11 protein-coding genes are annotated in these 14380 nt (G+C 67.6%); 3 read left to right on the top strand and 8 right to left on the bottom strand.

Annotated elements, in window-relative coordinates:
- Positions 1 to 205: 205 nt before the first annotated feature.
- Complete coding sequence (locus F3J14_RS28095; protein WP_105830587.1) at positions 206 to 904, bottom strand: MgtC/SapB family protein; 699 nt, start codon at positions 902 to 904, stop codon at positions 206 to 208.
- Between the two features lie 111 nt (positions 905 to 1015).
- Between F3J14_RS28095 and F3J14_RS28090 the strand changes: the two genes are divergently transcribed.
- The gene (locus F3J14_RS28090; protein WP_166725737.1) at positions 1016 to 2125 is read left to right on the top strand and encodes an AGE family epimerase/isomerase; all 1110 of its coding nucleotides are present in this window, start codon (positions 1016 to 1018) and stop codon (positions 2123 to 2125) included.
- Here the strand turns inward: F3J14_RS28090 and F3J14_RS28085 are convergent.
- Positions 2098 to 3723 (bottom strand): methyl-accepting chemotaxis protein, encoded by a 1626-nt coding sequence (locus F3J14_RS28085; protein ID WP_166725736.1) that lies wholly within the window; start codon positions 3721 to 3723, stop codon positions 2098 to 2100. The genes F3J14_RS28090 and F3J14_RS28085 overlap by 28 nt on opposite strands.
- Positions 3724 to 3983: 260 nt before the next feature.
- Here F3J14_RS28085 and F3J14_RS28080 point away from each other — a divergent pair, with 260 nt between their 5' ends.
- A complete protein-coding gene (locus F3J14_RS28080) occupies positions 3984 to 4427 on the top strand; it encodes a PaaI family thioesterase (protein WP_166725735.1) in 444 nt (147 codons plus the stop codon).
- Between the two features lie 32 nt (positions 4428 to 4459).
- Here the strand turns inward: F3J14_RS28080 and F3J14_RS28075 are convergent, their stop codons facing one another.
- The 6 genes from F3J14_RS28075 to prpB all read right to left on the bottom strand — a co-directional run bounded on the left by F3J14_RS28075 (position 4460) and on the right by prpB (position 12789).
- Positions 4460 to 5164, bottom strand: coding sequence for a hypothetical protein (locus tag F3J14_RS28075; RefSeq protein ID WP_166725734.1), 705 nt, complete (start codon positions 5162 to 5164; stop codon positions 4460 to 4462).
- Between the two features lie 206 nt (positions 5165 to 5370).
- The gene (locus F3J14_RS28070; RefSeq protein WP_166725733.1) at positions 5371 to 6420 is read right to left on the bottom strand and encodes a CaiB/BaiF CoA-transferase family protein; all 1050 of its coding nucleotides are present in this window, start codon (positions 6418 to 6420) and stop codon (positions 5371 to 5373) included.
- Between the two features lie 261 nt (positions 6421 to 6681).
- The gene (prpF, locus tag F3J14_RS28065) at positions 6682 to 7872 is read right to left on the bottom strand and encodes a 2-methylaconitate cis-trans isomerase PrpF (RefSeq protein WP_166725732.1); all 1191 of its coding nucleotides are present in this window, start codon (positions 7870 to 7872) and stop codon (positions 6682 to 6684) included.
- 26 nt (positions 7873 to 7898) lie between these two features.
- Positions 7899 to 10493 (bottom strand): Fe/S-dependent 2-methylisocitrate dehydratase AcnD, encoded by a 2595-nt coding sequence (acnD, locus tag F3J14_RS28060; RefSeq protein ID WP_211080395.1) that lies wholly within the window; start codon positions 10491 to 10493, stop codon positions 7899 to 7901.
- 79 nt (positions 10494 to 10572) lie between these two features.
- Positions 10573 to 11745, bottom strand: a complete 1173-nt coding sequence (gene prpC, locus F3J14_RS28055) for a 2-methylcitrate synthase (protein WP_166725730.1) — start codon at positions 11743 to 11745, stop codon at positions 10573 to 10575.
- A 150-nt stretch (positions 11746 to 11895) separates the two neighbouring features.
- A complete protein-coding gene (gene prpB, locus F3J14_RS28050; RefSeq protein WP_105784670.1) occupies positions 11896 to 12789 on the bottom strand; it encodes a methylisocitrate lyase in 894 nt (297 codons plus the stop codon).
- Between the two features lie 170 nt (positions 12790 to 12959).
- Here prpB and prpR point away from each other — a divergent pair.
- On the top strand, positions 12960 to 14380 hold a 1421-nt coding region (gene prpR, locus F3J14_RS28045; protein ID WP_166725729.1), incomplete at its 3' end, for a propionate catabolism operon regulatory protein PrpR.

Genomic DNA, 14380 nt, shown 5'->3' with positions numbered 1-14380 from the left:
GGCGGCGGTGTCTGCCGCGGCCGCGACGGAGCGCGGGCGCGAACGGGCCGACGAGCGGTCGGAGCGGGAACGGGAGCGAGGCAGGGAAACGGATTCGGTCATGGAGTCGGATTACAGGCCCGCGAACGCGGAATCGGAAGTCGAACGGAATCAGCGATGGCCATTGTCGCATGACCGATCGCCGATCCGGCCGATCGGATGCCGTCTATTCGTCGCCCGACAACCCGTTGCCTTCGTCGAATCGCGTCACGCACGACAGCGCGCGCAGCTTGTCGCAGATCGCGCGGTATTCGAGATCCGACACGCGGCCGAGCGCGATGCGCACCTCGTCGTGCTCGCCGGTATCGTCGGCGCGCTGCACGATGAATTGCTTCACGCGCGCGCTGTCGGGGCCGAGCGCCGCGTGCAGCGAATCGAACGTCAGCGCGCCGCTCACCACCGTCAGCGTGAACTGGCGGCGCTGCCGCACCGTGAAGTAGCGCCGCTCCAGCGGCTTGATGCCGGCCAGGATGATCAGGATGATGATCGTCGCGGAGATCGACGCGACGTACAGGCCGCCGCCCACCGCGAGGCCGATCGCGGCGACCGACCACAGGCTCGCGGCTGTCGTCAGCCCGCGCACGATCTCGCCGCGCAGCAGGATCGAGCCCGCGCCGAGGAAACCGATGCCCGACACCACCTGCGCGGCGATCCGCGACGGGTCTAGCACGATGTGGTCGCTGGTTCCGAGCACATCGGCGAAACCGAACGCCGACACGATCATGATGAGCGTCGAGCCGACACAGACGAGCATGTGCGTGCGCAGGCCGGCCGCCCACGATAGGCGCTCACGCTCGAAGCCGATGACGCTGCCGAGCGCCGCCGCGAGAACCAGCCGCATCACGAGTTCCAGGTTGCCGAGCATCCGATTTATCTCCTTTTTTGGGGGCGGCCGCGCGGAATGGTTTATCCTTGGGCCCGGCCGCGCCGCTCCGGGCCGCGCCGACTCGATTCGATCCAAGCGCTCAATCCCGCCATGTCCGTTCCCGATTCCGCTTCCGCCCAGACCGCCCGATTGCGCGACCATTTTGCGCACGTCATCTTGCCGATCTGGCAGGGTTCAGGGTTCGACCACACGTTGCGGCTGCCGTTCGAGGCCGTCGATCCGGCCACCCATGCCCCGCTGCCCGCCACCCGTTATCGCGCAATGGCATGTGCGCGACAACTGTTCGTGTTCGCGCAGGCCGGCAACACCGCGCACGCGGCCACGCTGTTCGACTCACTGTGCAGCCGCTTCCGCGACCCGCGCCACGGCGGCTGGTTCTACAGCGTCGACGCGCAAGGCGCGCCGCTCGACACGACCAAGGACCTCTATACGCACGCATTCGTCGTGTTCGCGTGCGCCGCATGGCATGCGGCGTCGGGCGACGCCGCGGCGCGCACGGTCGCCGAGGACACCGCCGCATTGATCCAGGACCGCTTCGCGCCGCAGCCGGGCGACGCGCTGCTCGACGCCGCGCGCCACGCCGATTTCTCGTCATCGGGCGGCGGCGCGCTGCAGAACCCGCTGATGCACCTGACCGAAGCATGGCTCGCGGCCGCCGATGCGTTCGGCGACGCGGCGTTCAACGATGCGCTCGCACGCACCGCGCAGGCCGTCGAGCGCACGTTCGTCGATCCGGCCACCGGTTGCGTCGCCGAGCTGCCGCTCGGGGCGCCCGACAACCGCTTCGAGCCCGGCCACCAGTTCGAATGGTTCTATCTGGTCGATGCAGCCGGCGCTCGGCTCGCGCAGACCGGGCTTCCCGACGCACTCGCGCGCGCGTTCGCATTCGCCGAGCAGCACGGAATCGATCCGCAGACGGGCGCCGTGTGCGCGGCCGTCGACGCACAAGGCGCGTGCATCGACGGCACGCAGCGAATCTGGGCGCAGACCGAATACCTGCGCGCGCTCGCGACGCACGGCGGCACCCCGGCCTCCGCGCCGCTCGCGCAGCAGATCGAGCGCTTCGCCGCGCGCTTCCTGCATCCGCGCGGCTGGTTCGAGTGCAAGACGGCCGACGGGCAGGTGTCGCGCGCCGACATGCCATCGACGACGCCCTACCACCTCGCGACCGCTTACGCGGCGCTGCCCGCCGCTTCGTAACCGGCGTCGGCAAACGACGACGCGCGCTCATCGCGAACCGCGCGAGTCGCGCGCGCGTCGCCCAGCTCGAACACCGACACCGCCTGCATCAGGTGCGCGGTCTGCTCGTTCAGCGACGCTGCCGCCGCCGCGACTTCCTCCACCAGTGCCGCGTTTTGCTGCGTCAACTGGTCCATCTGCGTGACGGCCTGATTCACCTGCTCGATGCCGACGCTCTGCTCGACCGACGCCGCCGTGATCTCCGACATCGTCTGCACGACGCGCGTGATCGACGCCGATACCGTCCGCATCGCGTCGCCGGCACGCTCGACGAGTTCCGAGCCGCCGTCGATCTGCGCGACCGACTCCTCGATCAGCGCCTTGATCTCCTTCGCCGATTGCGCGCTGCGCTGCGCGAGCGAGCGCACTTCGCCCGCGACCACCGCGAAGCCGCGGCCCTGCTCGCCCGCACGGGCGGCCTCGACCGCGGCGTTCAGCGCGAGGATGTTGGTCTGGAACGCGATGCCGTCGATCACCGAAATGATCTCCGCGATCCGGCCGGAGCTCTGCGCGATGCCGCGCATCCGGTCGATCACGCTGTCGACCACGCCGCCGCCGTGGCGCGTCGCGTCGAGCGCCGCGTCGGCCAGTGCGCTGGCCGCACGCGCGCTGTCGGTGTTCTGGCGCACGGTCGCGGTCAGTTCCTCCATGCTCGCGGCGGTTTCCTCGAGCGATGCGGCCTGCGTGCCCGTGCGCGCGGACAGGTCCGCGTTGCCGCCGGCGATCTCGCCCGCGCCGAGGTGGATCGCGTCGGACGCGTGACGCACGGTGCGCACGGTGTCCGCGATGCTCGCCTGCATCGCGGCGAGGCCGCGCAGCATCCGGTCGATCTCGAACACGCCCGCCGCCCGCACGGCTTCGTCGAGCCGGCCCTGCGCGATCCGCTCGAAATGTCGGCCGGCTTCGTCCAGCGGCGCGACCACCGCGCGCCGCGCGCCCGCGTAAATGGCCGCGCTCGCCGCGAGCATCGCCACCAGCAACACGATGCCGACCCACTTGAACCACTGCATCCCGCTGTCGATCGTGTCGAGCGCGGCGCGGCTCGACGCGCCGCCGTAGTCGGCGAAGCGGTGCAGTTCGGCGAGATACGCGTCCTGGAAGCGTTGCGTCGGCTGGTCGAGGAACGCCTGGATGTTGTCGGCGTCGAGGAACTGCACGAGTTCGCCCAGCGCGCCGCGCAGCGCGCGATAGCGCTCGGCGAGCGCCGCGACGTGCGCGCGGTTCGTGGCGTCGACGGCCTGCGCGGCCGTCAGCGCGGCGAATTTCTTGTCTGCTTCCGCGAGCGAAGCGCTCGCATGGCGGATGATCTCGTCGGGTTTCGGGCCGCCACGCACCATCCGCGTGCCGGCACGCGACAGGTTCACGCGCGCGTCGAGCAGGCGCTCGGTCGCCTGACTGGCCGCGTCGACCTGCGCGATCGCGACGTTCGACAGGTCGTCGACGCCGCTGCGCGTCGACGCGAGCGCCCAGAAGCCGAGCGCCTCGATTGCGACGAGAAAGAGGCAAAACACGGTCAACACGCCGAGCAGACCCGACGCGAGCTTGATTTTTCCGAACATGGGGGGAGATTCCTGGAGAGCCGACGATGGAGCAATGCCCCGGCATTAGCGGCATTTCTTCGTCGGACTTTAGGCTCCCGGCCCGGCGATCTCCGTCATTCCCGCCGAATCGCCGGCAAACGAGCATGACTCGCGCGTTCGACGCAATAATCGCGGCGCATCGGGCCGGTAATCGCAAGAAACGTGGACGAATTTCCTTGCTTATCCGCAGCCCCCTTCCTAGAGTTCAGCGCAAGCGGACACGGATTGCGAGGAAGTCGATGACGGACATCACGGACCACGCGCGCGGCGCATTGCGCGCGCAACCGTTCAGCATGCTGCTGGGCACGGAGCTGATGCATATCGGCGACAACGAGGTGTCGCTGTGCCTGCCCGTGCGGGACGAACTGCGCCAGCAGCACGGCTTCGTGCACGGCGGCGTGATCAGCTATCTCGCCGACAACGCGCTGACGTTCGCCGGCGCGCTCGTGCTCGGCCCGCGCGTGATCACCGCCGAATACAAGATCAACTACCTGCGGCCGGCCGTGAACGGCACGCTCGTCGCGCGCGCGAAGGTCGTCTACGCGGGGCGGCACCAGGCGACCTGCCAGTGTCACGTCTTCGTCATCGACGGCGATCACGAGCGGCTCGTCGCGATCGCGCAAGGGACGATCAACCGCGTCGGCGACGGCAAGATGTCGGATTCGCCGGAGGAAACGGCGTGAGTCTGGTTCGCCGCTGAGTTGTCTCGGCGAGACTATTCCGCGCCCTGCACCGAAAATTCAAAAGGAACGTCGGGACGCACGAATCTAAGCCGAATGTCGTTCAGCGCGGGGACAAAACGTCTCTTTTCAAACACGTAGTACGACATTAAAAGACCAATACGAGACGCCTGCGCACCATCCAACAAATAGTTGTTCTTCGGAAATGCAAGCTTCCCGTCCTGTGTCGTCAATACGGCCCGACAGGACGAAAGCAGGCTGGGCAAATGAAGAAACGTCGCGTCTCCTTTCGGCGCAAGCGGATCGATCAGCAGATAAATTTGCCGGTGGCGACTAGCTTCGCCTGACCCGCTGCCATCTCCTTCCACGCACAGAGCGGACGGCTGATGGTGCATTCGCTTGGCAAAAAACACGCGAGCGCTGCCAGGGTAAATTTCAATCGGGCGCTCACCCGGGAAAGCCGTCGCTTTCGAAAAGCGATAGATTCTGCCGCCAATCGTCAGGCGGTTCCCCGCTACTTCGACGTGCACCGTCTTCCCGCCCAACTCGACGCCGAAATCCCCGTAAACGTCGCCGCCGCGGTCGGAATATAGAGCGCTTGCGTCGTGCTCGATCGGGTCGCCAAAAGCCGCGCTCGATTGGACCGCATAAAACTCGTCATAGCCACTGTAGGTGGTCGAGCCACGGGCGCCGCTTGCGAAGGCTGCCAAGATTGCCGCCAACATTACTGCAGATTTCATCGGTATGCTTTTCCCCCGCTCGCTTTCAGGTAGTCAGGATTGTGCTGCCAAAATACCGGCGTGCTTTTCGGCACGGTCAACGACAAGTGCCATTGCCGAGTTCAATGCAATTTCATAGTCAGGGACGCGCATCAGTTTTTTGAATCTCGCGTTGGAGCCGTCCCATGCATACATGCTCCGGAGACACATCCGACTTCAGAATGCGCCTAGGCTTCGTCGCCCATCAGCGGCAAAAATCGCGGCGCCACGCGCGCCCGAACGTTGCCGTCCCCGTCGATGCGATAAATCCCGCGCGCCGCATTGTGCGGGTGCTCCACCGCTTCGGCCACGCTCAGTACCGGCGCAAAGCATGCGTCGCTGCCTTCGAGCAGCGCGCGCCAGTGTGCGGACGGCTGCTGCGCGAATACCTCGGCAAAACGCGCCTTCAGCGCCGGCCAGCGTGCGCGGTCGTACTGCGACGCCGGATCGACGTCGGCCAGCCCGAGCCGCTCGACCAGCAGCGCGTAGAACGGCGGCTCGAGCGCGCCGATCGTCACGCATTCGCCGTCCGCGCAGCGATACACGTCGTAGAACGGCGCGTCGTGGAAAAGGCTTGGCTGCGCGCCATCGAGCTGCCCGTTTGCGCGCGCCCACAGCGCGAGCGAGCCGAGCATCGACACGATGTCGACGATCGCGCCGTCGACCACCCGCCCCGGGCCGCCGCCGCGCACGTCGAACAGCGCGCAGACGATCCCGAACGCGAGCCCGAGCGCGCCGCCTGCATCGCCGACGACGGTCGGCGGCACGCCGGGCCGGCCGTCACGCGGCGCGGACAGCGACAGCAGCCCCGTCAGCGCGACGTAGTTCAGGTCGTGCCCGGCGGCCGTCGCGAGCGGCCCGTCCTGGCCCCAGCCCGTCATCCGTCCGTACACGAGCTTCGGATTGCGGCGTGCACAAGCGTCCGGCCCGAGGCCGAGACGCTCCATTACGCCCGGTCGCAGCCCTTCGATCAGCGCATCGGCCTGTGCGATCAGCGCGAGCGCCTCATCGCGGCCGTCCGGTGTCTTCAGATCGAGTTCGACGATCGTCTTGCCTTCGCGCAGCAGGTCGCCGTCGCGGCCCTGCAACGCGTCCGGCGCACTCGTGCGGCCGGCCGGACGCGCGATCAGCGTGATGCGCGCGCCCATTCCGGCGAGCATCCAGCCCGCGAGCGGGCCGGGGCCGAGACCTTCGAATTCGACGATATGGACGCCGGAAAGCGGCGCATCAAGCGACATACGATTCTCCTGTCGACCAGCGTTAGCTCTTCAGCGCTTACGCTGGTCCCATGCTTCGCGGTCGACCAGCGCTAGCGCTTTAGCGCCTATGGTGATCCCATGCTTCGCGCTCGACCAGCGTTAGCGGCCCACACTCCAACGCGACGCGTTGCCTGCCGGCTCGCGTGCGTCAAATGAAAAAATCCCTGCGCAGCGGTTCCGCTTTGCAGGGATCGGGACGAGGTTCGCTCGTGCAGGCTTGCACGTGAAAACCGTCGTGCGTTAGAACGCGTCGCCCGGCACCCTCACCCAGCCTTCCATCAGCACGCGCGCGCTGCGGCTCATGATCGCCTTCGTGACGGTCCACTCGCCGTTTTCGAGCTGCGCTTCCGCGCCGACGCGCAGCGTGCCCGACGGATGCCCGAAGCGCACCGCGTTGCGCGCACCGCCGCCTGCCGCGAGATTCACCAGCGTGCCGGGAATCGCCGCGGCCGTGCCGATCGCGACCGCCGCCGTGCCCATCATCGCGTGGTGCAGCTTGCCCATCGACATCGCACGCACCAGCAGGTCGACGTCGCCCGCATTCACGCGCTTGCCGCTCGACGCGACATAGTCGGCCGGCTTCGCGACGAACGCGACCTTCGGCGTGTGCTGGCGCGTCGCGATCTCGTCGAGCGTGTCGATCAGGCCCATGCGCAACGCGCCGTGCGCGCGGATCGTCTCGAACTTCTCGAGCGCCTTCGGATCGCCATTGATCGCGTCCTGCAGCTCCGTGCCCGTATAGCCGATCGCTTCCGCCTCGACGAAGATGGTCGGAATCCCCGCGTTGATCATCGTCGCCTTCAGCGTGCCGATGCCAGGCACGGCCAGGTCGTCGACGAGGTTGCCGGTCGGGAACATCGAGCCGCCCGCGCCCTCTTCCTCGGCGGCCGGGTTCATGAACTCGAGCTGCACTTCGGCGGCCGGGAACGTGACGCCGTCCAGCTCGAAGTCGCCCGTCTCCTGCACCGCGCCGTTCGTGATCGGCACGTGGGCCACGATCGTCTTGCCGATGTTCGCCTGCCAGATCCGCACGGTCGCGACGCCGTCGCGCGGCACGCGCGATGCATCGACGAGGCCGCCGCTAATCGCGAACGGGCCGACCGCCGCCGACAGGTTGCCGCAGTTGCCGGTCCAGTCGACGAACGCCTTGTCGATCGCGACCTGCCCGAACAGGTAGTCGACGTCGTGACCGGGCCGCGTGCTCTTCGACACGATCACCGTCTTGCTGGTGGACGACGTCGCGCCGCCCATCCCGTCGATCTGCTTGCCGTACGGATCGGGGCTGCCGATCACGCGCAGCAGCAGCGCGTCGCGCGCGGCGCCCGGCGTCTGCGCGGCATCCGGCAGGTCCTGCAGCCGGAAGAACACGCCCTTGCTGGTGCCGCCGCGGATGTAGGTCGCCGGAATCCTGATTTGCGGAATGTGAGCCATGTTTGCGTTATCCCTGTGTGATCCGGTCAAGCCGCCTGCGACGATTCGAGGAAGTCCTGCGCGAAGCGCTGCAGCACGCCGCCCGCGTCATAGATCGACACTTCCTCGGCCGTATCGAGCCGGCACGTCACGGGCACCTCGACACGCTCGCCGTCCTTGCGGTGAATCACAAGCGTGAGATCGGCGCGCGGCGTACGCTTGCCGATCACGTCGAAGGTCTCGGTGCCGTCGATGCCGAGCGTGGTACGGTTCGTGCCCGGCTTGAACTCGAGCGGCAACACGCCCATCCCGATCAGGTTGGTGCGGTGGATCCGCTCGAACCCTTCGGCGACGATCACCTCGACGCCCGCGAGCCGCACACCCTTCGCGGCCCAGTCGCGCGACGAGCCCTGGCCGTAGTCGGCGCCGGCAATCACGATCAGCGGCTGCTTGCGGTTCATGTACGTCTCGATCGCCTCCCACATGCGCATGACCTTGCCTTCCGGCTCGACGCGAGCGAGCGAGCCCTTCTTCACCGCGCCGTCGACGACCGCCATCTCGTTGATCAGCGTCGGGTTCGCGAAGGTCGCGCGCTGCGCGGTCAGGTGGTCTCCCCGGTGCGTCGCGTACGAGTTGAAGTCCTCTTCCGGCAGGCCCATCTTCGCGAGATACTCGCCGGCCGCGCTGTCCAGCAGGATCGCGTTCGACGGCGACAGGTGGTCGGTCGTGATGTTGTCGCCGAGCACCGCGAGCGGGCGCATGCCCTTGAGCGTGCGTTCGCCGGCCAACGCGCCTTCCCAGTACGGCGGGCGACGGATATACGTGCTCTGCGCGCGCCAGTCGTACAGCGGCGCCGCACGCTCGCCCGCATCGGCCGTGCGCGCGAACATCGGTTCGTAGACCTTGCGGAACTGCTCGGGCTTCACGCTCGACGCGACGATCGCGTCGATCTCCTCGTCGGTCGGCCAGATGTCCTTCAGCGTGACGGGCTTGCCGTCCCGGTCATGGCCCAGCACGTCCTTCTCGATGTCGAAGCGGATCGTGCCGGCGATCGCATACGCGACGACGAGCGGCGGCGACGCGAGGAACGCCTGCTTCGCGTACGGGTGGATGCGGCCGTCGAAGTTGCGGTTGCCGGACAGCACCGCGGTCGCGTACAGGTCGCGATCGACGATCTCCTGCTGGATCTTCGGATCGAGCGCGCCCGACATCCCGTTGCAGGTCGTGCACGCGAACGCGACAATGCCGAAGCCGAGCTTTTCCAGCTCCGGCAGCAGGTTCGCTTCTTCCAGATACAGCTCGACCGCCTTCGAGCCCGGCGCGAGCGAGCTCTTCACCCACGGCTTGCGCGTGAGGCCCTTCGCGTTCGCGTTGCGCGCGAGCAGCGCCGCGGCAATCACGTTGCGCGGGTTGCTGGTGTTCGTGCAGCTCGTGATCGCGGCGATGATCACCGCGCCGTCGGGCATCTCGCCCGCCTTTTCTTCCCACTGGCCGGCGATCCCGCGTGCGGCGAGATCGGACGTCGGCAGCCGCTTGTGCGGGTTCGACGGGCCGGCCATGTTGCGCACCACGCTCGACAAGTCGAACGTCAGCGTGCGCTCGTATTGCACGTTGCCCAGCGTATCGGCCCACAGGCCCGCCGCCTTCGCGTAGGTCTCGACCAGCTTCACCTGCTCGTCGCTGCGGCCGGTGAGGCGCAGGTAGTCGGTCGTCTGGCCGTCGATAAAGAACATCGCGGCCGTCGCGCCATATTCGGGCGCCATGTTCGAAATCGTCGCGCGATCGCCGAGCGTGAGGCTCGCGGCACCTTCGCCGCGGAATTCCAGATACGCGCCGACCACCTTTTCCTTGCGCAGGAACTCGGTCAGCGCGAGCACGACGTCGGTTGCGGTGATGCCGGGCTGGCGCTTGCCGGTCAGCTCGACGCCGACGATGTCGGGCAGGCGCATCCACGATGCGCGGCCGAGCATCACGTTCTCCGCCTCCAGGCCGCCGACGCCGATCGCGATCACGCCGAGCGCATCGACGTGCGGCGTGTGGCTGTCGGTGCCGACGCAGGTGTCCGGATACGCGACGCCGTCCTGCGCCTGGATCACCGGCGACATTTTCTCGAGGTTGATCTGGTGCATGATGCCGTTGCCCGGCGGGATCACGTCGACGTTCTCGAACGCCTTCTTCGTCCACTCGATGAAGTGGAAGCGATCCTCGTTGCGGCGATCCTCGATCGCGCGGTTCTTCGCGAACGCGTCCGGATCGAACCCGCCGCACTCGACGGCGAGCGAGTGGTCGACGATCAGTTGCACGGGCACGACCGGGTTCACCTTCGCGGGGTCGCCACCGCCGTCGGCGATCGCGTCGCGCAGGCCGGCGAGATCGACGAGCGCCGTCTGCCCGAGGATGTCGTGGCACACCACGCGCGCCGGGAACCACGGGAAATCGCGGTCACGCTTGCGCTCGATGAGCTGCTTCAGCGAATCGGCAAGGATCGCCGGATCGCAGCGGCGCACGAGGTTTTCGGCGAGCACGCGCGACGTATACGGCAGCGTGTCGTAGGCGCCGGGCGCGATCGCTTCGACCGCGGCACGCGCGTCGAAATAGTCCAGCGACGTGCCGGGCAGGGGTTTGCGGTAGGCAGTATTCATCATGTGGGGCGGGAAATCGGGGTATGACGTCCGGCGCGCGCCGGCGCCCGTCTCGCGGGGCCGGCGCGCGGCTGGCGGATCAGCGCTTCTCGATCGGCACGAACTGCAGGTCTTCCGGCCCCGTGTAGTTCGCGCTCGGACGGATGATCTTGTTGTCGACGCGCTGCTCGATGATGTGCGCGCTCCAGCCGGACGTGCGCGAGATCACGAACAGCGGCGTGAACATCGCGGTCGGCACGCCCATCATGTGATACGACACGGCGCTGAACCAGTCGAGGTTCGGGAACATCTTCTTCGCGTCCCACATCACCGATTCGAGGCGCTCGGCGATGCTGTACAGCTTCAGGTCGCCCGCTTCCTTCGACAGCTTGTGCGCGACGCCCTTGATCACCTTGTTGCGCGGATCGGAGATCGTGTAGACCGGGTGGCCAAAGCCGATCACGACTTCCTTGTTCTCGACGCGGCGGCGGATGTCGGCTTCGGCATCGTCCGGCGAGCTGTAGCGGCTCTGGATTTCGTACGCGACTTCGTTCGCGCCGCCGTGCTTCGGCCCGCGCAGCGCGCCGATCGCACCGGTGATCGCCGAGTAGATGTCCGAGCCCGTGCCCGCGATCACGCGGCCGGTGAACGTCGATGCGTTGAACTCGTGCTCCGCGTACAGGATCAGCGACGTGTGCATCGCGTCGACCCACGACTTCGACGGCGTCTTGCCGTGGAGCAGGTGCAGGAAGTGGCCGCCGATCGAGTCGTCGTCGGTTTCCGTCTCGATGCGCTTGCCGTTGTGCGAGAAGTGATACCAGTACAGCAGCATCGAGCCGAGCGACGCCATCAGGCGGTCGGCGATGTCGCGCGCGCCCGGCAGGTTGTGGTCTTCCTTCTCCGGCAGCACGGTGCCGAGCACCGACACGCCGGTACGCATCACGTCCATCGGGTGAGCCGATGCCGGGATCTGCTCGAGCACGGCCTTCAGCGCGTTCGGCAGGCCGCGCATCGCGCGCAGCCTGGTCTTGTACGCGGCCAGTTCGGTCAGGTTCGGCAGCGTGCCGTGCACGAGCAGGTGCGCGATTTCCTCGAATTCGCACGACTCGGCGACGTCGAGAATGTCGTAGCCGCGGTAGTGCAGGTCGTTGCCGGTCTTGCCGACCGTGCACAGCGCCGTGTTGCCGGCCGTCACGCCCGACAGCGCCACCGACTTCTTCGGCTTGAATGCGCCTGCGGCGGCCGGTGCTGCTGCGTCTTTCGTCTCGCTCATGTTTCCGTTCTCCAATAGGTATCTGGGTATTTATGTCGACCGCACTTGGCGCTTCAGCGCCTGGCGGCTCGCCGGGCCGCAGGTGTTTGTCCGCGTGGCCCGGTCGCGTGCAAAGCGTTCCGGGAACCGTGTCCCGGTGCGCGGGCCGCGTTACTTCTTGCCCTGCGCGAACAGCTCGTCGAGCTTGCGCTCGTATTCGTGATAGCCGAGGAAGTCGTACAGCTCCGCGCGGGTCTGCATGGTCGGCACGGCGGCCTTCTGCGTGCCGTCGCGGCGCAGCGTCTCGTAGAAGTTCAGCGCAGCCTTGTTCATCGCGCGATACGCGCCGCAGCAGTACAGCGCGATGTCGACGTTCGCCTCGCGCAGTTCGTCGAGCGTGAACAGCGGCGTCGAGCCGAATTCGGTCAGGTTCGCGAGGATCGGCACCTTCACGGCCGCCTTGAAGCGACGGTAATCGTCGAGCGTCTTCATCGCTTCCGGGAAGATCATGTCGGCGCCGGCTTCCACGTAGGCAATCGCGCGCTCGATCGCGGCGTCGATCCCTTCGGCGGCGGCCGCGTCGGTGCGGGCCATGATCACGAACTGGTCGTCGGTGCGTGCATCGACCGCGGCCTTCACGCGATCGACCATTTCCTCGATCGGCACGACTTCCTTGCCCGGACGATGGCCGCAGCGCTTCTGGCCGACCTGGTCTTCGAGGTGAACCGCCGCGACACCGGCCTTGATGAACGAGCGGACCGTGCGCGCGATGTTGAACGCGCCGCCCCAGCCCGTATCGATGTCGACCAGCAGCGGCAGGTCGGTCGCGTTGGTGATCCGGTTCGCGTCGATCAGCACGTCTTCCATCGTGCTGATGCCGAGATCGGGGATCCCGAGCGAATTGGCGGCAACGCCGCCGCCCGACAGGTAGACGGCCTTGAAGCCGACGGCCTGCGCCATCTTGGCTGCGTACGCGGTGATCGCGCCGACCACCTGCAGCGGCTGCTCGGCCGCGACTGCCGCGCGGAATTTCGCGCCGGCGCTCTGAAGATGCGTGTTGCTCATGAACGGCCTCCTGAAGGAATGACCATTAACAGCAAGGACCGGGCCAGCTCGCGAAATACCGCTAACCCACTGATTCTTAAGCAACCGGCACGAGCGCTGAATCGTCCGGTGATTTCAGTTTGGCAATTTCATGTTTCAAAAATGAAATCGCGCGCGCATAATCGGTCGCCATGGACCTCTCCTCGACCAAGCCCGTCGGCCCGGCCGACCGCACGGTGCGCCCGCGCATCTGGGCGATGGGCATCAGCCGCCTGCGCGACCTGTTTCGCGAGATCGCCGGCGAATTCGACGAACGGGCCGACGTGCGCATCGTCACGCGGGCCTACGAAGACGCGCTGAGCGCGATCGCGGAAGCCGGCACCGCGCGGCCCGACGTGATCGTCGCGGCCGGCTCGAACGGCGGCTTCCTGAAAACGCGCGCGCAGGTGCCGGTCGTGGTCGTGTCGCCGACCGGCTTCGACGTGATGCAGGCGCTCGCGCGCGCCCGGCGCGACGCGTCGCGGATCGCACTCGTCAGCGCCGGCGAGACGCCGCCGGAGGTGCGCCGCTTCGTCGCCGCCTATGGCCTCGACGTGCAGTTTGCGTCATATCAGTCCGCGCAGGAAGCGGAAGCCTGCGTGCACGACCTGCACGACCGCGGCATCGAGACGATCGTCGGCCCCGGTCTCGTCACCGATCTCGCGGCGAGTGCCGGCATGGGCGCGGTGTTCCTGTATTCGCACGCGTCGGTGCGCAAGGCGGTCGAAACGGCGCTCGAAGTCGCGTACGCGACGCACGCCGAGGCGTTTCGCCGGCAGCGCCTCGACAACCTGTTGCAGCACCTGCGCGACGGCGTGGTCGCGCTCGACGCGCGCGGTCGCGTCGAGGCGATCAACGAGCGGCTCGCGTCGGCGCTCGGGGTCGAACCCGCGGCGGCCGTCGGCCGCGCGCTCGTCGACCTGCGGCCCGAGCTGCGCACGCTGCGCGGCGAGGACGGCGACGCGCTCGCGACGGTGCGCGGGGTGCGCTACGTCGTGCATCGCGGGCCGCTCGTCGATCGCGGCGTCACGTCGGGCAGCGTGCTGACCTTCCAGGAATCGCGCGCGGTCGAACGGCTCGACCGCGCGCTGCGTTCGCAGCCGAACACGCAACAGTTCGCGGCGCGCTACGCGCTCGACGACGTGGTCGGCGCGTCCGCGCCGATGGCGCGCGTGCGCGACCTCGTGCGCCGCTACGCGAAATCCGACGCCACCGTGCTCGTGCTCGGCGAGAGCGGCACCGGCAAGGAGATGATCGCGCAGAGCCTGCACGCGCTGTCCGTGCGGCGCAGCTATCCGTTCGTCGCGATCAACTGCGGCGCGTTTCCGGAAGCGCTGCTCGAAAGCGAGCTGTTCGGTTACGAGGAAGGCGCGTTCACCGGCGCGCGGCGCGGCGGCAAGACCGGGCTGTTCGAGGCCGCACACCGCGGCACGCTGTTTCTCGACGAGATCGGCGAGATGCCGCCGTCGCTGCAAAGCCGGCTGCTGCGCGTGCTGCAGGAACGCGAGGTGATCCGCCTCGGTTCGACCGAGCCGATCCGCATCGACGTGCGCGTGATCGCCGCGACGCATCA

Origin of the sequence: Burkholderia sp. Tr-862 (assembly GCF_011753085.1) — a bacterium.
Lineage (GTDB): Bacteria > Pseudomonadota > Gammaproteobacteria > Burkholderiales > Burkholderiaceae > Burkholderia > Burkholderia ambifaria.
Note: the sequence above shows the minus strand (reverse complement) of the source record. Positions and strands in the feature narration are given on the sequence as shown.